This window comes from Brevibacterium sp. Z349TD_9 (genome assembly GCF_056173565.1).
Window position 1 is genome coordinate 2,630,675 of the sequence record NZ_CM149680.1, and the last position, 17,347, is coordinate 2,648,021.

The 17,347-nt window shown below is 68.9% G+C and carries 16 protein-coding genes; 4 read left to right on the forward strand and 12 right to left on the reverse strand.

All coding sequences use genetic code 11. The features are described 5' to 3' along the window. Positions 1–34 precede the first annotated feature (34 nt). Both AC0VYB_RS12245 and AC0VYB_RS12250 read right to left on the reverse strand, forming a co-directional pair. On the reverse strand, positions 35–844 hold the full coding sequence (locus AC0VYB_RS12245; protein WP_009378426.1) for a TSUP family transporter: 810 nt from the start codon (positions 842–844) through the stop codon (positions 35–37). A gap of 10 nt (positions 845–854) precedes the next feature. Beyond that, positions 855–2,765 (reverse strand): proline--tRNA ligase, encoded by a 1,911-nt coding sequence (locus AC0VYB_RS12250; RefSeq protein WP_063249020.1) that lies wholly within the window; start codon positions 2,763–2,765, stop codon positions 855–857. A 192-nt stretch (positions 2,766–2,957) separates the two neighbouring features. On the opposite strand from AC0VYB_RS12250, the gene AC0VYB_RS12255 reads away from it, so the two are divergent. After that, positions 2,958–3,689 (forward strand): NUDIX hydrolase, encoded by a 732-nt coding sequence (locus tag AC0VYB_RS12255; protein WP_063249148.1) that lies wholly within the window; start codon positions 2,958–2,960, stop codon positions 3,687–3,689. Between the two features lie 11 nt (positions 3,690–3,700). Continuing rightward, positions 3,701–4,093, forward strand: coding sequence for an RNA-binding S4 domain-containing protein (locus tag AC0VYB_RS12260; RefSeq protein WP_082834863.1), 393 nt, complete (start codon positions 3,701–3,703; stop codon positions 4,091–4,093). A 27-nt stretch (positions 4,094–4,120) separates the two neighbouring features. Here AC0VYB_RS12260 and AC0VYB_RS12265 read toward each other — a convergent pair whose 3' ends face one another. Further along, positions 4,121–4,999 carry a GNAT family N-acetyltransferase gene (locus AC0VYB_RS12265; protein ID WP_231882163.1) on the reverse strand — a complete coding sequence of 293 codons (879 nt, stop codon included), beginning with the start codon at positions 4,997–4,999 and terminating at the stop codon, positions 4,121–4,123. Positions 5,000–5,010: 11 nt separating this feature from the next. Continuing rightward, entirely contained in the window at positions 5,011–6,159 is a 1,149-nt protein-coding gene (gene ispG, locus AC0VYB_RS12270; protein WP_009378363.1) for a flavodoxin-dependent (E)-4-hydroxy-3-methylbut-2-enyl-diphosphate synthase, read from the reverse strand. Positions 6,160–6,370: 211 nt separating this feature from the next. On the opposite strand from ispG, the gene AC0VYB_RS12275 reads away from it, so the two are divergent. Continuing rightward, a complete protein-coding gene (locus AC0VYB_RS12275) occupies positions 6,371–7,846 on the forward strand; it encodes a serine hydrolase domain-containing protein (protein ID WP_009378362.1) in 1,476 nt (491 codons plus the stop codon). A gap of 99 nt (positions 7,847–7,945) precedes the next feature. Here AC0VYB_RS12275 and AC0VYB_RS12280 read toward each other — a convergent pair whose 3' ends face one another. Together AC0VYB_RS12280 and dxr are read right to left on the reverse strand one after the other, a co-directional pair. Further along, positions 7,946–9,466, reverse strand: coding sequence for a M50 family metallopeptidase (locus tag AC0VYB_RS12280; protein ID WP_475384723.1), 1,521 nt, complete (start codon positions 9,464–9,466; stop codon positions 7,946–7,948). Next, positions 9,463–10,737 carry a 1-deoxy-D-xylulose-5-phosphate reductoisomerase gene (gene dxr, locus AC0VYB_RS12285; protein ID WP_063249023.1) on the reverse strand — a complete coding sequence of 425 codons (1,275 nt, stop codon included), beginning with the start codon at positions 10,735–10,737 and terminating at the stop codon, positions 9,463–9,465. Before dxr ends, AC0VYB_RS12280 begins: the two co-directional genes overlap by 4 nt. A gap of 96 nt (positions 10,738–10,833) precedes the next feature. Here dxr and AC0VYB_RS12290 point away from each other — a divergent pair, with 96 nt between their 5' ends. Next, positions 10,834–12,033, forward strand: coding sequence for an acyl-CoA dehydrogenase family protein (locus AC0VYB_RS12290; protein WP_040341771.1), 1,200 nt, complete (start codon positions 10,834–10,836; stop codon positions 12,031–12,033). A 109-nt stretch (positions 12,034–12,142) separates the two neighbouring features. Here AC0VYB_RS12290 and AC0VYB_RS12295 read toward each other — a convergent pair whose 3' ends face one another. The 6 genes from AC0VYB_RS12295 to pyrH all read right to left on the reverse strand — a co-directional run bounded on the left by AC0VYB_RS12295 (position 12,143) and on the right by pyrH (position 17,307). Further along, positions 12,143–12,811 (reverse strand): hypothetical protein, encoded by a 669-nt coding sequence (locus tag AC0VYB_RS12295; protein ID WP_063249024.1) that lies wholly within the window; start codon positions 12,809–12,811, stop codon positions 12,143–12,145. After that, the gene (locus tag AC0VYB_RS12300; protein ID WP_009378357.1) at positions 12,804–13,364 is read right to left on the reverse strand and encodes a DivIVA domain-containing protein; all 561 of its coding nucleotides are present in this window, start codon (positions 13,362–13,364) and stop codon (positions 12,804–12,806) included. The genes AC0VYB_RS12295 and AC0VYB_RS12300 overlap by 8 nt, the downstream gene beginning before the upstream one ends. A 129-nt stretch (positions 13,365–13,493) precedes the next feature. Further along, positions 13,494–14,720, reverse strand: a complete 1,227-nt coding sequence (gene rlmN, locus AC0VYB_RS12305; RefSeq protein WP_063249025.1) for a 23S rRNA (adenine(2503)-C(2))-methyltransferase RlmN — start codon at positions 14,718–14,720, stop codon at positions 13,494–13,496. Between the two features lie 181 nt (positions 14,721–14,901). Beyond that, positions 14,902–15,909, reverse strand: coding sequence for a phosphatidate cytidylyltransferase (locus AC0VYB_RS12310; protein ID WP_009378355.1), 1,008 nt, complete (start codon positions 15,907–15,909; stop codon positions 14,902–14,904). Continuing rightward, positions 15,909–16,466 carry a ribosome recycling factor gene (gene frr, locus AC0VYB_RS12315; protein WP_009378354.1) on the reverse strand — a complete coding sequence of 186 codons (558 nt, stop codon included), beginning with the start codon at positions 16,464–16,466 and terminating at the stop codon, positions 15,909–15,911. The genes AC0VYB_RS12310 and frr overlap by 1 nt, the downstream gene beginning before the upstream one ends. Positions 16,467–16,554: 88 nt before the next feature. After that, positions 16,555–17,307 carry a UMP kinase gene (gene pyrH / locus AC0VYB_RS12320; RefSeq protein WP_040341769.1) on the reverse strand — a complete coding sequence of 251 codons (753 nt, stop codon included), beginning with the start codon at positions 17,305–17,307 and terminating at the stop codon, positions 16,555–16,557. Positions 17,308–17,347 lie beyond the last annotated feature (40 nt).

Here is a 17,347-nt window from a genome sequence, read left to right on the forward strand (position 1 = left end):
GTCACGCGCGGCTCCTGCCCGCTGCGGCGCTCCCCTACCGGATGAGGTCGGAGACGACGTCGGAGCCGAGTTTGAGGATCATCGCCGAGACCACGACGACGAAGACGATGCGCACGAACCCCGAGCCCTTCGCGATCGCGGTGCGCGCCCCGATGATCCCTCCGACGACGTTGCCGGCGGCGACGACGAGTCCGAGCAGCCAGACGACCTGGCCGTCGGGGACGAAGTAGACGAGTGCCCCGAAGTTCGTCGCCCAGTTGACGACCTTCGCCGTCGCCGAGGCCTGGAGGAACGAGAAGCCGATGATCGAGACGAAGGCGATGACGAGGAAGGACCCGGTGCCGGGGCCGAGCACTCCGTCGTAGACGCCGATGATGAGCCCGATGAGCCACGACAGGGCATGGTGGCGCTTCGAGGTCTCCCCGTAGCGGAGACTGACATCGGCGCCGAGGCTGGGGTTGAGCAGGGTGAACAGCCCCACCCCGATGAGGGCTGCGAGGATGATCGGGGTGAAGAGACCCGCGGGGACGAGGGTCGCGAGCTTCGCCCCGATGACGGCGCCGAGGAAGGCCGTGGCCGCGGCGGGGATCGTCGCGGACCGGTCAGGGGTGATCCGTCTGAGGTACGTCACCGCCGAGGCGGTCGTCCCCGCGATCGACCCGACCTTGTTCGTCGCGACCGCCTGGACCGGGGTCATCCCCGGGACGAGGAGGAGCGCGGGGAGCTGGATGAGTCCCCCACCGCCGACGACGGCGTCGATCCACCCGGCCAGGGCTCCCGCGGCGAGCAGCCACAGGAGCATGACGAGGGTGACGTCGATGCCGCCGGTGAGGACCTCGCTCATCGGCGCCCGGTCACGCCTTCGGTGCGGACTCGGCCTCGGCGCTCGCGGCGGCGGCCTCGGCGTCGTCGATCGCGGCCTCGATCGAGTCCTCGACGACGGCGGCGTCGCCGGCGGCGGCAGCCCGGGCGTAGGCGGCACGGACGTTCGCCACGGTGGTCGGGACCACCTCGGCGAGGGGAAGCTCACGCTTGTCGTCGGCGAAGCGGTCACGGACCTCGACGACCCCGTCGGCCAGGCCCCGGCCGACGACGATGAGCGTGGGGATGCCGATGAGCTCGGCGTCGGCGAACTTGAACCCGGGCGAGACCTTCGTGCGGTCGTCGAGGAGGACGCTGACCCCCTCGGCCTCGAGCTCGGCGGTGAGCGCCTCAGCCGCCTCGGCGATGTCCTCACCCTTGCCGGCGGCGATGATGTGGACGTCGGCCGGGGCGAGGTGCTGGGGCCAGAGGAGGCCCGCCTCGGTGTGGTACTCCTCGGCGATGCACGCCATGACCCGGGTGACGCCGAGGCCGTAGGAGCCCATCGTCACGGTCGCCGTCTTCCCGTTCTGGTCGAGGACGGTGAGGTCGAGGGCCTCAGCGTAGCGGCGGCCGAGCTTGAAGATCTGGCCGATCTCGACGCCGCGGGCGAGTTCGAGCGGTCCGGAGCCGTCGGGGGCGGGGTCGCCGATGACGACCTCGGCGGCCTCGATCGTGCCGTCGGAGACGAAGTCACGGCCGGCGACGAGGTCGAAGACGTGCTTTCCGTGCTCGTTGGCCCCGGTGATCCACCGGGTGCCGGGGACGATGCGGGGGTCGAGGAAGTAGCGCAGCTTCGTCGAGCCCTCGAGGCCGAGGACCGGGTGGTCGAGGTCGAGGCCGGGGCCGATGTAGCCCTTGACGAGTTCGGGGTGCATCGCGAGGTCCTCGGCGGTGGCGGCCTCGAGGTCGACCTCGCCGGTGCTGAGCATCCCGGTGCCGGCGGCGCGGTCGAGGTCGACCTCGCGGTCGCCGGGCAGGCCGATGACGATGACCTCGCGGGTGCCGTCGGGGTGGGTGAGCGCGCAGACGACGTTCTTCAGCGTGTCCGCGGCGGTCCACTCGCGGTCCTCGCGGGGGTGGTCGGCGTTGGCGGCGGCGACGAGGGTCTCGATCGTCGGGGTGTCCGGGGTGTCCTCGACATGGGCGGCGGGGATGCCGTCGAACGGGATCGGATCGGGGACGACCGAGGTCACGGCCTCGACGTTGGCGGCGTACCCGCCGGCCGAGCGGACGAAGGTGTCCTCGCCGACCTCGGAGGGGTAGATGAACTCCTCGGTGCCCGATCCGCCCATCGCACCCGGGGTCGCCTTGACCGGCAGGCAGGGCAGGCCGAGGCGGGCGAAGGCGCGGAGGTAGGCGACCCGCATCGCCTCGTAGGAGGCGTCGAGTCCGGCGTCGTCGATATCGAAGGAGTACGCGTCCTTCATGATGAACTCGCGCCCGCGCAGGAGGCCGGCGCGGGGGCGGGCCTCGTCGCGGTACTTCGTCTGGATCTGGTAGAGCGAGAGCGGAAGGTCCTTGTAGGAGGAGTAGAGGTCCTTGACGAGGAGGGTGAAGAACTCCTCGTGCGTGGGCGCGAGGATGTAGTCGTTCTTCTTCCGGTCCTGGAGGCTGAAGAGGTCGGGACCGAAGGCCTCCCAGCGCCCGGACTGCTTGTACACCTCGGCGGGCAGGAGGGAGGGGAAGTGGACTTCCTGCGACCCGGCGCGGGCCATCTCCTCGCGCACGATCGCCTCGATCTTCCCGAGCACGGCGAGTCCGAGCGGCAGCCACGTGTAGATGCCGGGGGCCGAACGGCGGATGTAGCCGGCGCGGTGGAGGAGCTTGTGGCTGGCGACTTCGGCGCCGACCGGGTCTTCCTTCTGGGTCCGGACGAACAGCGACGACATGCGCAGGGCCATGGGCGTATCTCCTTGGGCGACTCGGGGGACAGATCGAAGACTATCCGCCCGCGTGCGCGTGCGTCCATTCGCCTGGCCGTCCCCGTCCGGCGGTGCGAGTCCGACAGGTGAGCTGGACCGTTTTCTCCGGTGGATCGGGAGCCAACTAGACTGGTCAGCGCTGTCGATTCCGTTGACCCGATCGTGAAGAGCATGCCTGACACCACCCAGCTGTCCCAGTTCCCCCGGCCCTCGGTCGCCGTCGACACTGCCGTCCTCTGCCCCGTGCCCGACCGGGGCCTCAACGTGCTCCTCACTCTCTCCCGCGACGGACGCTGGCAGCTTCCCGGGTCGATCCTCCGACCGCAGGAGCGCCTCGCCGAGGCGGTCGCCCGGTGCCTGCGGGAGAAGGCTCAGCTCGTCGACCGCTCCCCCGTCCAGCTCCACGTCTTCGACCAGCCCGACCGCGACGATCGGGGCTGGGTGATCTCTGTGGCCCACCTCGACGTCCTCTCGGCCGCCGATGTCGGACTCGGTGAGAGCGCCGACGACGGAAGCGTCGCCGGTGGGGACGAGGGCGTGCCCCGCAAACTCGTGCCCGTGCACACGGTCGCCGAGCTCAGCGACGAGCACCAGGAGATCGTCCGGGTCGCCGTCCACCGGCTCCGCGCCCTCCACGAGCGCACACCCGACCCCTTCGGACTGCTGTCCGAGGAGTTCTCGCTGCGTCAGCTGCGCAGCCTCCACGAGGTCGTCGCCGGCGAGGAGCTGCAGGCCGATACGTTCCGCCGTACGATGCTGCCGCTGCTCGACGCCACCGGTCGCGCGGTCACCCAGGGGCGGGGCCGGCCGGCGCAGACGTTCACGAGGCGCTCGGAGATCGCCCTGCGGCAGGACTCCCGGGGCGGTCTCGACGGGCCGGGAGTCGGCATCCGTGCGCAGTGAGGGCGGTTGCCGTGGACATTGACCGGACACCGGGCGCGACGGTGCGCATCGACGTGTGGCTGTGGACCGTGCGGATGTTCAAGACCCGCAGCCTCGCCACCCAGGCGTGCCGGGGCGGCCACGTCCAGGTCGACGGGCAGCGGGTCAAGGCAGCGCAGAAGGTGACGATCGGCCAGGAGGTGCGGGTGCGCAAGGCGGGCACGGAGTTCGTCTGGCGGATCACGGGTCTCCTCCCGACGAGGCCGGGGGCCGCGATCGCCGTCGGCGCCTACGAGGATCTCACCCCGGCCCCCGACCCTGCGCTGCGCGGGTTCGTCCCCAAGCGCGACAAAGGGCTGGGACGGCCGACGAAGAAGGACCGCCGGGACCTCGACCGGCTCCGCGGCCGCCGCCCCGAGCGCTGATCTCAGCAACCCTCCGGGCGCTGCGCGTCAGTACATCACGGTCGCGAAGGTGCCGACCTGGTCGAAGCCGACGCGCCGGTACATCCGCAGCGCCGCCTCGTTGTAGTCGTTGGCATAGAGGCTCACCGTCGGGTGCCCGGCAGCGCGGGTCTGGACGACGACGGCGGCCATGCCTGCGGCACCGAGTCCCTGGTTGCGCGCCTCGGGGTGGACCCACACGCCTTGGACCTGGACGATCCGGGGTGAGCGGATGCCGATGTCGGCTTTGAAGAGGACCTGTTCGGCACGGTCGGTGGCCGGCCACCTCGGCGCGGGCTGGCCGGAGGGCAGGGAATCGGAGATGCGCACGAACGAGTTCCCGCCGCGGATGATGCCGCGCACCCGCGCGAGATAGCTCGACTCCCCGCCTTCGATGGGCGAGAAGCCGACTTCCTTGGTGAACATGTCGACGCTGGCGGGGAACACCGTCGGCAGCTGGTCGACGGTCGCGAGGCGGACGTCCGGGTCGGGGTCGACGAGCGGATCGGAGCTGATCGCGAGCAGGGGCTGGCGTCCCCGCACCCCGCGCGGCCTCCCCCAGTTCAGCCGGGAGTCGAGGTCCATGATGACCTCGCGCCGGCCGATGAGGGAGCATGACGACCGCCCGTCCGCGTTGAGCTTGCGCGCGAGCACCTCGTTCGTCGCCGGCGTCGCTGCGACCGGGATGATGTTCCCGCCCACCCAGTACGCGGCGACCGGCCGGTCACCGTCGAAGACCCCGTAGAGGGCTCCCGCCGGGGACCCGGTCTGCGCGGTGCCGGTGACGTTGAGGAGCGCGAGCAGATAGACGTTCTCGCACGGATTGAGGGTCAGCTGGCTCTTCAGCCACGCGGTGTGCCGATGCCCGAGTGGAGCGATTCTCAACACATCGGGATCTCTCAGCCGACGACGACTTCCGGCGGACCGGAGGGAACGTCGGAGTCCTCAGCGATGCGCATGGCCTCTTCGATGAGCGTTTCGACGATGAGGGACTCGGGCACGGTCTTGATGACCTCGCCCTTGACGAAGATCTGTCCCTTCCCGTTGCCGGAGGCGACTCCGAGGTCGGCCTCGCGGGCCTCACCGGGTCCGTTGACGACGCAGCCCATGACGGCCACGCGCAGCGGCACCTCCATGCCCTCGAGTCCGGCGGTGACCTTCTCGGCGAGCGTGTAGACGTCGACCTGGGCCCGACCGCACGAAGGGCAGGAGACGATCTCGAGCTTGCGCGGCTTGAGGTTGAGGCTCTCGAGGATCTGGTTGCCGACCTTGACCTCTTCGACCGGGGGCGCGGACAGCGAGACCCGGATCGTGTCGCCGATGCCCTTCGACAGCAGGGCGCCGAAGGCCGTGGCCGACTTGATCGTGCCCTGGAAGGCGGGGCCGGCTTCGGTGACGCCGAGGTGGAGGGGCCAGTCGCCGCGTTCGGCGAGCATCTCGTAGGCCCGGACCATGATCACCGGGTCGTGGTGCTTGACGGAGATCTTGAAGTCGTGGAAGTCGTGCTCCTCGAACAGCGAGGCCTCCCACACGGCGGACTCGACGAGCGCCTCTGGGGTGGCCTTGCCGAACTTCTCCATGATCCGCTTGTCGAGCGATCCGGCGTTGACGCCGATGCGGATCGAGGTGCCCGCGTCCTTGGCCGCGGCCGCGATCTCCTTGACCTGGTCGTCGAACTTGCGGATGTTGCCGGGGTTGACGCGCACGGCCGCGCAGCCGGCGTCGATCGCGGCGTAGACGTACTTCGGCTGGAAGTGGATGTCGGCGATGACGGGGATCTGCGACTTCTGGGCGATCGCGGGCAGAGCGGCGGCGTCGTCGGCTGACGGGCAGGCGACGCGGACGATGTCACAGCCCGAGGCGGTGAGCTCGGCGATCTGCTGGAGGGTCGCGTTGATGTCCGTCGTCGGCGTCGTCGTCATCGACTGCACGCTGATCGGGTAGTCGGAGCCGACTCCCACCTTCCCGACGTGGATCTGCCGGGTCTTCCGCCGAGGTGCGAGGACGGGAGGCGGGGGCGCTGGCATTCCGAGGTTGACCGATGTCACGAAGACGATCCCTTCATTTCGGCTGTCGGCGGCTGGATCGCAGCCGCCTCGGCCCGATAGTACGAGTCATTCTCATTGTAGGTCGATCGGTGCGTCCGCGACCGGTCGCCCCCGGTGGGATCCCTCACGACCTGGGCGTTGCCTGTCAGCGCCGCGCGGTCCGCACCGGCCCCGACCCCGTCGTGTCAGTGCCGGATGAGACACTGATCACATGGACGAACAGGCGCAGGCGGAGAGCATGACGATCGCCCCGGTGCGCCCGGACCTCGACGTCATCGCCGACCGGCTCCACCGTGCCGAGCGGGAGCTCTCGGCCGTGGGCGGGGAGATGGCGTTCGGCATCGTCGTGAGGAACGGACCCGGTCACGCCGAGGCGAAGCTGACCAACCCGTACCGTCCCTTCCGGATCGCCTCGATGACGAAGTCGTTCACCGCAGCGGTCATGGGCTCGCTCGAGAACGGCGGGCTCAACTACGACTATCCGATGTACTTCCTGGTCCCCGACCTCAAGGGCACCGCCGTCGGCGAGCTCACCGCCCGCGAGTGCCTGACCATGGGAACGGGATTCGGCAGGGACGACCCGTGGGCGGACCGGATGGAGTCGATGAGCCGCTTCGACTTCCTCACCTTCCTCCAGCGCCCGCTCGTGCCCATCGCTCATCCCGGCACCGGATTCGAGTACTGCAACCTCGGCTACGCGCTCCTCGGTCTCGCCGCGGAGTCGGTGACCGACCGCACGTTCCCGGAGATGGTGACCACCGAGGTGACCGGACCCCTGCAGATGCCCCGCACCGGTTTCGATGTCGCCGACTTCCCCGACCTCGTCCCCGGTCTGCGCATCGACCGGCTCGGCAGAGCGCACAGACTGACCCCGACGCGGCCGGGCGCCTTCTCGGCGATCGGCGGCATGGTCTCGACAGCCCACGACATCTGCCAGTGGATGACCATCCACATGGACGCCCTCGACGCCGAGGCGAACACGGCACCGGGTGCGTGGTCGCACGTGCTCGCCGCGAACCAGCGGCCGCACCGTCCGATCGCCGTCGAGACGAGCCGGCTGCACACCGAGGAGGTCCACTACGGCTACGGCCTCATGCACCGGCAGGACTCCCGCTTCGGCCGTGTCCTCTGCCATTCCGGCGGCTACCCCGGATACGGCTCGCACATGCGGTGGTTCCCCGACCTCGGCTTCGGCATCGTCGTCCTCGGCAACACGACCTATTATCCGGCCGAGCGCATCGTCCGCGACGCCGTCGACGCCGCGTGGCTGACCGCCATCGGTCGCGCCGAGGAGAACCCTCGCCTCCGCCGGGACGAACCCGTGACACGGGCCTCACCCGTGCTCGAGCGTGAGACCGCACCTGCCCCGACGCACCCGCTGCCGCCGGGTCCGCGCACCGGACGCACCGTCCTCGGTGCCGTGGCCGCGACCCTGACGTGGGATGACGCGTTCGCCGATGCGCACTTCGCGGTGAACATGGACCTCGACGAGCCACGACAGGAGAGGAGGGAGCGCACCGCAGCCTGGCTCGAGTCGCACCGGGTCGATGCGACCCGACCAGTCACCGTCGACGACCTGACGATGGAGACCCGACTGCTCGGAACCGTCACCGTGGCAGAGGGGGCAGCGATCACCGTTCGGCTCGACCACCTCGGCGATGTCCAAGCGATCACCCTGAGCGAGTGAGACCGCGGCCGGAAGCCTAACGGCTGGGGCGGCGGCACGGCGGCGTACCGGCTGGGACTGCGGCCCGGCGGCGCGCCCGCTGGGGCAGCGCCGGCCTACCTACCCGGCCGAACGGAAGATCGCGTCGAGGGTGATCGGCTTGACGAGGTCGACGTAGACGAGCAGTGCCGTCATGGCGAGCATGAGGCTGATGACGACGTAGGTGAGCGGCAGCAGCTTCGCCGTGTCGAAGGGCCCGATCTTCCCGCGTCCGCGCCACCGGTTGATCCGCCGCCTCGCCCCTTCGTAGAGGGCGACGGCGATGTGCCCGCCGTCGAGCGGCAGCAGGGGGATCATGTTGAACGCGAAGAGGAAGATGTTGAGGGAGCCGAGGACCCCGAGGCCGAGCTGGGCCTTCTCGACGACCTGGAGCTCATCGGTGGAGACGATCTCGCCGGCGACGCGGCCGACGCCGACCATGCCGACGAGACCCTCGGCGTCACGCTCCTTCGCCCCGGTGGCGACCTGCGCGATGTCGACGAGCTTGACCGGGAGGGTGACGATGGCCTTGAACACGCCGGTGACCTGATCCCACACGGCGCCCGGGAACTCCGCCAGCGGCAGGGGCTGACGCTCCTGGACCGGCCCGATGCCGAGGAAGCCCTCGGTCACGGTCTGCGGGCTGCCGTCGGGGTTCGTCAGCGGACGCCCCCGGTCGTCGACGCGGGGACGCTCGTGGGCGATGATCGGCACGGACACCGTCTGTGCCTGCCCGTCGCGGACGAAGTCGACGTCGACGCGCTGGCCGGCGTGGTCCTTGATGACCGAGGAGAGCTCATCCCAGTTCTCCGTCGGGACACCGGCCACCGCGGTGATCTCGTCGCCGGGTTCGAATCCGGCCTCCCACGCGGGGGTGAGCTGATCGCCGGGCTGGCATGAGTTCTTCTGTGATGCGGGTCGCTCTGCCGCCTCCGAGGCGGGCACCGCGCACTCGACGACGGTGGCGACCGTCGTCGTCGGCGTCATCACCCCGATGCCCATGAGCGAGATCGCCATGATGATGATCCCGAGGACGAGGTTGACGAAGGGCCCGGCGAACAAGACGACGAGGCGCTTGGGCACGCTGAGCGCGTAGAACGTCCGATGCTCCTCCCCCGGTGCGATCTCGTCGTTCGACATCTCCCGGGCATCGGCCATCGTGTTCTCGAACAGCCGGCCCTTCCGCTTCTTCGGGCGCCGCTCGGCATCGCCGAGCATGTCCTCATCGGTGACCCGGCCCTCATCCGGCACCGTGTCCGGCGCGAGCTCCGCCCCCTCGCCGAGGCGGTCGCCCGACTGTGCGGCAGCGCCGTCGGTCCGCCCGGCGACGGCCGGCTCGCCCACCCGCTGCTTCGTCGCCTCGAGCGGCGGGTACATGCCGGGCATCGCGATGAACCCGCCGAGCGGCAGCGCCTTGATCCCGTACTCGGTCTCACCGCGGCGGAACGAGAACAGGGTCGGCCCGAAGCCGACCATGTAGTGGGTGACCTTGACCCCGAACCGCTTCGCCGGGGTGAGATGACCGAGCTCGTGGAGCGCGATCGAGATCGAGATGCCGATGAGGAAGAGGACGATCCCGAGGATGAAGAGGACGACCGTCATCGCCTCACCTCGCTCGACCGCCCGGCGGCGACGACCGCGGGCTGAGCGTCGGGCTGTGCGTCACCGGTCTGTGCGGCGACGTGGTCGCGCGCGAACCCCCGGGCCCACGCGTCGGCGGCGAGCACGGTCTCCACGCTGTGTTCAGGGGCCGGCTCGTGGGCGGCCAGGGCCCGTTCGAGACCCGAGTCGATGCCGGTGAACGGGATGTCGCCGGCGATGAATGCCTCGACGAGGACCTCGTTGGCGGCGTTGAACACCGCAGGGTAGCTCCGGGCCCGCTTCCCCGCCTCGATCGCGAGGCTGAGCGCGGGGAACGCGACATGGTTGACCGGTTCGAACGACCAGTGCATGGGCTGACCCCAGTTGTTCGGCACAGCACCCGAGGGGATCCGGCGGGTGGTGCCGTCATCCTGGGTGCCCAGGGCGTAGGCGATGGGCAGCCGCATGTCCGGAGGGGAGATCTGGGCGATCGTCGAGGCATCGGTGAACTCGACCATCGAGTGGATCTGGCTCTGCGGGTGGACGACGACCTCGATGTCGTCGAAGTCGATGCCGAAGAGCAGATGGGCTTCGATGACCTCGAGCCCCTTGTTGACGAGCGTCGCCGAGTTGATCGTGATCATCGATCCCATCGACCACGTCGGATGCTTGAGCGCCTGGGCCGGGGTGACGCGGCGCAGCGCTTCCCGGGTCATGCCGCGGAAGGGCCCGCCCGAGGCGGTGATGACGAGCCTGGCGACCTCGCCGTGCGTGCCGGAGCGCAGGGCCTGCGCGATCGCCGAGTGCTCGCTGTCGACGGGGATGAGGCGGGCGCCGGTCCGCTCGGCGGCGTCGAGGACGAGGGAGCCGCCGATGATGAGCGACTCCTTGTTCGCCAGGGCGACGTCGGTGCCGGCCTCGAGCGCCGCGAGCGTCGCGCCGAGTCCGGCGGCTCCGGTCACGGCATTGAGGACGATGTCGGCCGAGCGGCTCGCGACCGCCTCGGCGGCGGTCTCCCCCAGAAGAATCTCACGAACGGGATCATCGATTCCGCGGTCTGCGGCGAGTTCGGACAACCGTTTCCGCACGCCGTCCTCGCCGCCGGCGGGAGGGGAGGTCAGCCCGATGACGGGGACGGAGAAGTCGAGCGCCTGGGTGAGCAGAAGGTCGACCTGGGACCCTGCGGCAAGGCCGACGACTGCGAAATCCGTTGCGTTCTCGGCCAGTACGTCGAGGGCCTGAGTGCCGACCGACCCGGTCGACCCGACTACAATGACATTACGTTCGCTCACGCCTACCGATGATGCCAAAGTTCTCTGGGAAATGACTCGACAAGGGACTTCTCGGCGTGGGCGGAGCACACCAGATCAAAGGCGAGAGAGGTATAGATGAGTGCAACGATGAGCCCCGACGAGATCCTGGGACTGGATTCGGTCTTCGACGCCGATGACCTCGAGTTCGCGCACGTCGTCCGCAAGTGGCTCGACGAGAACGTCCGCGAGAAGATCGGCGACTACTTCCTCGATGCGACCATTCCCGCCCGCGAGCTCGCTGAGGGCCTCGGGGAGCTCGGCGTCCTCGGCATGCACCTCGAGGGCTACGGCTGCGGCGGGTCGACCGCCACCCAGTACGGTCTCGCCTGCCGTGAGCTCGAGGCCATCGACTCGGGTCTGCGCTCCCTCGTCTCCGTCCAGGGGTCGCTCGCGATGTTCGCCATCCATCGCTACGGCTCCGAGGCGCAGAAGGAGGAGTGGCTGCCGAAGATGGCCGCCGGCAAGGCACTCGGCTGCTTCGGGCTCACCGAACCCGACGTCGGCTCCGACCCCTCGGGCATGAAGACGACCGCCCGCAGGGACGGTTCCGACTGGATCCTCAACGGTTCGAAGATGTGGATCACGAACTCACCCGTCTCCGACGTCATGGTCGTGTGGGCGAAGACGGAGGAGACCGACGACAAGGGCCGTCCGGTCATCCGCGGCTTCGTCGTGCCGTCGGACACCGAGGGCGTGCAGACCCCGGAGATCCACCGCAAGATCTCCCTGCGGGCCTCGATCACCGGTGAGATCGTCCTCGACAACGTCCGCCTGCCCGAGGATGCGATGCTGCCCGAGGCCAAGGGCCTCAAGGCTCCGCTCTCGTGCCTGTCGGAGGCGCGCTTCGGCATCGTCTTCGGAGTCACCGGTGCCGCCCGCGACGCTCTGCTCTCAGCGATCGAGTACACGGGCACCCGGATCCAGTTCGATCGCCCGATCTCCTCATTCCAGATCTCGCAGCAGAAGCTCGCGAAGGCCTTCGGCCAGTACTCGCAGATCACGCTGCTCGCCGCTCACCTCGGTGAGCTCAAGGACTCCGCGAAGGGTGTGCGCCCCGAGCAGATCAGCCTCGGCAAGATGGTCAACGTCGACACGGCGATGAACGTCTGCCGGGACCTGCGCGCGCTCTTCGGCGGATCGGGAATCACGAGCGAGTATCCGCCGCTGCGCCACGCGGTCAACCTCGAGACCGTGCTCACCTACGAGGGCACCCATGAGGTCCACCAGCTCACGCTCGGCCGGGCCCTCACCGGGATCAACGCCTTCGCGAACTGAGGTCGGTGCCGGTCGGCGTCCCCGACCGGCGCACCTGGTCATCCGACCGGTCGCATCCGCCCCGCCCTTGTGCGCCGCCATCGGCGCCGAGGTGCGGGGCGGTCGGCATTCACCTCTGTTCGCGGAGGAACTCCTCGAGCCAGGGCAGGCTCTCAGCCGCGCTGAGGGGACCGTCGTCGGTGAGAACAAGGGTCTGAGACGGGTCGAGCGGGGCGACCTCGGCGGATTCGACGCGGGAGTCCCGCATCGCCTGGTCGAGGTTCGCGGTCTCCCCCGCGATGCTCACACCGACGCCCTCGAAGCGCGAACGCACGACCTTGACCGAGGCCCGTCCGGGTTCGATCGGGTCGGCGTCGATCGCGACGATGCGCACCTCGGCGGGGTCGGTCTCCGAACCATCTGTGCGGGCGTCGACGACGACACCGAGGCGCATCGCAGCAAGCACACTGAGCGCCCGGGCGACAGCAGGGACATCGGCGTCGACGCGCACCCTGCTCGTCCCGGTGTCGACTCCCATCGTCCGGAGGATTCCGGCGAGTTTCGCGCTGCGGTCGAGCGCCTCGGCGCGGTCGAGTTCGACGGGCACGGCGAGTGCCTTGAGCAGGCGCGGATCGGTGACCTCGCGCCCGTCGATGAGGGGCGTGTCCGGGACGTCCCCGGTGATGACGGTGTCGTCGGCCCGACCGAGGACGATCGGGTAGTCGAGGATCTCGAAGACCGGGTTGAGGGTGCCGGGAGTCCCGTCACCGGGCTTGGTGAACCAGTGGAAGTCAGTCAACGGAGGCCATCACCTCGACGACGCGGTCGATGAAGGCATCGACCTGATCCTCGTCGTAGGCCTTGTTGCCCTTCGCGGTCTTAAACAGGACCCTGCGGACCTGGTCGACGCTCATCGCCACGCCCTGCGTGAAATAGGCGTTGACCTTCTCGCACATGTCGTCGACCTGCGCGATGTCGTAGCCGATGACACCGGCGGGCGGGCTGTCGAAGCGCTCCCCCGCCTCACGGACGAGGCGTCCCCGCAGGGACGCGGCGACGCGGGTGAGCTCCTGCACCCAGGCGTCCTGTCCGGACTGGGCGATGAGACGGTCGCGGGCCTGCTTGGCGAAGGCGTCCTCGAGGCGGTCGAGGGCGGCGTCGACGACGGCGACGTGGTAGCCCTTGCGGACGAGGTCGAAGCCGACCGTGCGCACGGCACGGGAGTCGAGGTCGCCGGGCTGCGGCGTGGGTCGTTCGAATGACTCGCGTGCCCTCTTGAAGAAGCTGTCGACCTGCTTCGGGTCGTAGCCGTTCTTCCAACCGGACATGCGGGGGAACGTCGTGTCCGCCATGATTCCTCCGTACAGAGTGTGTCGTTTCCACCATGATAGTTCGAGCATCGGTGGTCCGCCGCAGTCGCTGCGGCGCGAAGTGTCGGTAGCTCGGGCCCGGGTCGGGTCCGGCCTCGGCCGGGTCAGGCGTCAGTCGGCGGCGGCGAGCTGTCCGCAGGCACCGTCGATGTCGGAGCCGCGGGTGTCGCGGATCGTCGTCGGAACGCCGGCGTCGACGAGCCGGCGGACGAACTCGTCGGCGACAGCAGGGTCCGAGGCCGTCCACACGGATCCCGGGGTCGGGTTGAGCGGGATCGGGTTGACGTGCACCCAGCCGCGGCCGCGGGCGTTGAGCTTCTTCGCGAGCAGGTCCGCCCGCCATGCGTGGTCGTTCATGTCCTTGATGAGCGCGTACTCGATGCTCACCCGGCGACCGGTGACCTTGTAGTAGTTGAAGGCCGCGTCGATCGCCTCGTCGGCCTTCCACCGGGTGTTGACCGGGATCATCTCGTCGCGCAGCTCGTCGTCGGGGGCGTGGAGGCTGAGCGCGAAGGTCACGGGGATGTCCTCGGCGGCGAGCTTGTTGATGCCGGGGACCAGGCCGACGGTGGAGACGGTGATCCGTCGCGCCGACATGCCCAGGCCCTCGGGCGCGGGGGCGACGAAGCGGCGGACCGCGTTCATCACCCGCTTGTAGTTGGCCAGGGGTTCGCCCATGCCCATGAAGACGATGTTCGTCACCCGCTCCGGTCCTCCCGCCGAGGCGGTCGCCGGGTCCGCGGACGACTCGCCGGGGGTCTCGTTCTGCTCCTCGTCGGCTTCCGCACCGAGGGCGACCTCGTCGTCGGCGTCGGCGCTCGGCTTGGACGGCGCGAGTTCACCGGCGGCGATGGCCTGGTTGGCCCGGATGACCTGTTCGACGATCTCGGCCGTCGACATGTTCCGAGTCAGACCCTGCTGGCCGGTGGCGCAGAACGGGCAGTTCATCCCGCAGCCGCACTGGCTCGAGACGCACAGTGTGATGCGGTTGCGGTAGCGCATGAGGACGGATTCGACGAGCGCACCGTCGAAGAGACGCCAGAGGAATTTGATCGTGTCGCCGTTGCCTGTCGTCAGGCGCCTGACCTCGGTGAGCAGCGGAGGGAAGAAGCGCTCTGCAAGGGGTGCGCGCAGATCCTTGGGCAGGTCGGTCATCGACTCGACGTCGGTGTGGTAGCGCGTGAAGTAGTGGGTGGAGAGCTGCTTGGCGCGGAAGGCGGGAAGACCCATCTCGGTGACGGCGGCGATGCGCTCGTCCATCGTCATGTCCGCGAGGTGCTGCTGAGGTTGGGCGACGCGGGGGGACTTGAAGTTGAGCAGCGGGCTACCGTCGCGCATCGGGGTCGTCGACGTCGTCCCGTCGGCGTGTTCGACGACGGGCCTGACCTGTCTGCTTCCAGCTGGAGGTATCACTCCCCCATTGTCTCATGCCGGTCCCGGCGACGCTGTGTGGTCGGGGACACGGGAGCCCGCGATCGCCTCGGCGAGGGGATGCGACGACCGGGCGGCCGTCCCAGCCTCACATGAAGCCGGGGAGGAAGGAGAAGAGGACGAGGGCGACGGGCGCGGTCGGGAGGATCGAGTCGAGGCGGTCCATGACGCCGCCGTGACCGGGCAGCAGGGTGCCCATGTCCTTGAGGTGGAGGTCGCGTTTGATCATCGATTCGCTGAAGTCGCCGAGGGTGGCGAACGCGGGGATGACGACGCCGATGACGAGCCCGGTCCAGAACGGGGCGTCGAAGAGGGTGATCGCCAGCGTCGTGGCGACGGCCGTGGTGAAGACGACGGATCCCAGGTAGCCCTCCCAGGACTTCTTCGGCGAGATCCGCGGGGCGATGGGATGCCTGCCCCAGAGTACGCCGAAGACGTAGCCGCCGATGTCGGAGGCGACGACGCTGGCAAGGAAGATGATGACGTAGAAGTTGCCGTTGGGCAGGGTGAGGAGATAGACGACGAAGCACGCCATGAGGCCGACGTAGGTGAGCGCGAAGAGGGAGAGGGAGACGTCCTTGACCGCGTTCTTGCGCCGCTCGACCATCGTGAAGAGCATGACGGCCCCGGCGCTTGCGGCGAACGTCACCCACAGGGCCTCCCGGCCGCCGAAGTACGTGGCGACGACCATGCAGGCCGCGGAGATCATCGTCGGGATGCGGGAGACAAGCGATCCGGACCGGGAGAGCGCGTTGGCGAGCTCCCACATCGCGGCGACGATCGCGATGAGGATGATGAAGAGGAAGGTTTCGGGAAGGAGGATCAGCGAGGCGAGCACGATCCCGCCGATGAGGAGGCCGATCCCGATCGCCGCCGGGAGGTTGCGGCCGGCCCGGCCGTAGTCCTTGGGTGCAGGCGCCGTCTCGACCTCCACCTCGACGGCAGCGGTCTCCTGCGTGAAGACCGTGTCGGTGCCGCGGAGGTCGCGCCGCTTCGGGAACGGTGTCGGCTCTGGGGTCGCCGCGGTCTCCCGATCCGACCCCTCGTCAGGGGTCGGATCGGAGGTGGGACGGTCGGGCCCGGTCAACGCGATCATCAGACCTCGAGGAGCTCGGCTTCCTTCTGGCCGAGCAGCTTGTCGATGGCGTCGACCTTCTTCTTCGTGATGTCGTCGAGTTCGGAGATCGAGCGGGTGACCTCGTCCTCGCCGGCCTCGCCGTCCTTCTTGATCCGCTCGAGGGTGTCCTTCGCGTGGCGGCGGATGTTGCGGATCGAGACCTTGCCGTCCTCGGCCTTGCCCTTGACGATCTTCACGTACTCCTTGCGACGCTCCTCGGTGAGTTCGGGGAGGACGACGCGGATGACGTTGCCGTCGTTGGCGGGGTTGGCACCGATGTCGGAGTTGCGCAGGGCGTTCTCGATGTCACCCAGGGTCCCGCGGTCGTAGGGAGTGACGAGGATCGTGCGGGCCTCGGGCGTCTGGAACGACGCGAGCTGCTGGAGCGGCGTGGGAGCGCCGTAGTAGTCGATCTCGATGTTCGCGAAGAGCGCGGGGTTGGCCCGGCCGGTGCGGATCGACGCAAAGTCCTCTTGCGTGAATTCCACGGCCTTGTCCATCTTCTCCCTGGCCTCTGCCAGTGTTTCTTCAATCACGAGACACTCTTTTCAGTCGATTGGAGCTGTGTGAACATTCTATGGGTCCGAGGTGGTTTTCTGCTGACCCGGACCGGTGCGGTGTGGGCTACTTGACCAGTGTGCCGATCTTCTCACCGGCGATGGCCTTGCGCAGGTTGCCCTCACCCTGCATGCCGAAGACGTGCATGGGAAGCCGGTTGTCCATGCAGAGGGAGAACGCGGTGGCGTCGACGACCTTGAGACCCTTCTGGAGAGCCTCCTGGTAGGTGATCTCGTCGATCTTCGCAGCAGTCGGGTCGAGCTTCGGGTCGGCGGTGTAGACGCCGTCGACGCCGTTCTTGGCGATGAGGACCTCATCGGCGTGGATCTCGAGCGCGCGCTGGGCCGCGACGGTGTCGGTGGAGAAGTAGGGCAGACCGGCGCCGGCGCCGAAGATGACGACGCGGTTCTTCTCCATGTGGCGCATCGCCCGGCGCGGGATGTAGGACTCGGCGACCTGGGACATCGGGATCGCGGTCTGCACGCGGGTGTCGACGCCGAGCTGTTCGAGGAAGTCCTGCAGAGCGAGGCAGTTCATCACGGTTCCGAGCATTCCCATGTAGTCGGCGCGCGTGCGGTCCATGCCGCGCTGGGAGAGCTCGGCGCCGCGGAAGAAGTTGCCGCCGCCGACGACGATGCTCACTTCGACGTCCTCGACGGTGGGGGCGACTTCCCGGGCGACGGCAGCGACGACGTCGGGGTCGACGCCGATGCTGCCTCCGCCGAAGACCTCGCCGGAGAGCTTGAGGAGCACGCGGCGACGATGCGTGCGCACCGGTCGGCTGGCGTGGCTCGATTCGTGTACCGGGGTGGATGTCATGAGGTCCTTCTTCCATGCGTTCGGCGCCGCCGCAGGCAGC

Bases quoted from the DNA above. Each gene is read 5' to 3' on its own strand.
- AC0VYB_RS12245 (WP_009378426.1), bottom strand. From the start codon at position 844: ATGAGCGAGGTCCTCACCGGCGGCATCGACGTCACCCTCGTCATGCTC.
- AC0VYB_RS12250 (WP_063249020.1), bottom strand. From the start codon at position 2,765: ATGGCCCTGCGCATGTCGTCGCTGTTCGTCCGGACCCAGAAGGAAGAC.
- AC0VYB_RS12255 (WP_063249148.1), top strand. From the start codon at position 2,958: ATGCCTGACACCACCCAGCTGTCCCAGTTCCCCCGGCCCTCGGTCGCC.
- AC0VYB_RS12275 (WP_009378362.1), top strand. From the start codon at position 6,371: ATGGACGAACAGGCGCAGGCGGAGAGCATGACGATCGCCCCGGTGCGC.
- AC0VYB_RS12280 (WP_475384723.1), bottom strand. From the start codon at position 9,466: ATGACGGTCGTCCTCTTCATCCTCGGGATCGTCCTCTTCCTCATCGGC.
- AC0VYB_RS12290 (WP_040341771.1), top strand. From the start codon at position 10,834: ATGAGTGCAACGATGAGCCCCGACGAGATCCTGGGACTGGATTCGGTC.
- AC0VYB_RS12300 (WP_009378357.1), bottom strand. From the start codon at position 13,364: ATGGCGGACACGACGTTCCCCCGCATGTCCGGTTGGAAGAACGGCTAC.
- rlmN (WP_063249025.1), bottom strand. From the start codon at position 14,720: ATGCGCGACGGTAGCCCGCTGCTCAACTTCAAGTCCCCCCGCGTCGCC.
- AC0VYB_RS12310 (WP_009378355.1), bottom strand. From the start codon at position 15,909: ATGATCGCGTTGACCGGGCCCGACCGTCCCACCTCCGATCCGACCCCT.
- pyrH (WP_040341769.1), bottom strand. From the start codon at position 17,307: ATGACATCCACCCCGGTACACGAATCGAGCCACGCCAGCCGACCGGTG.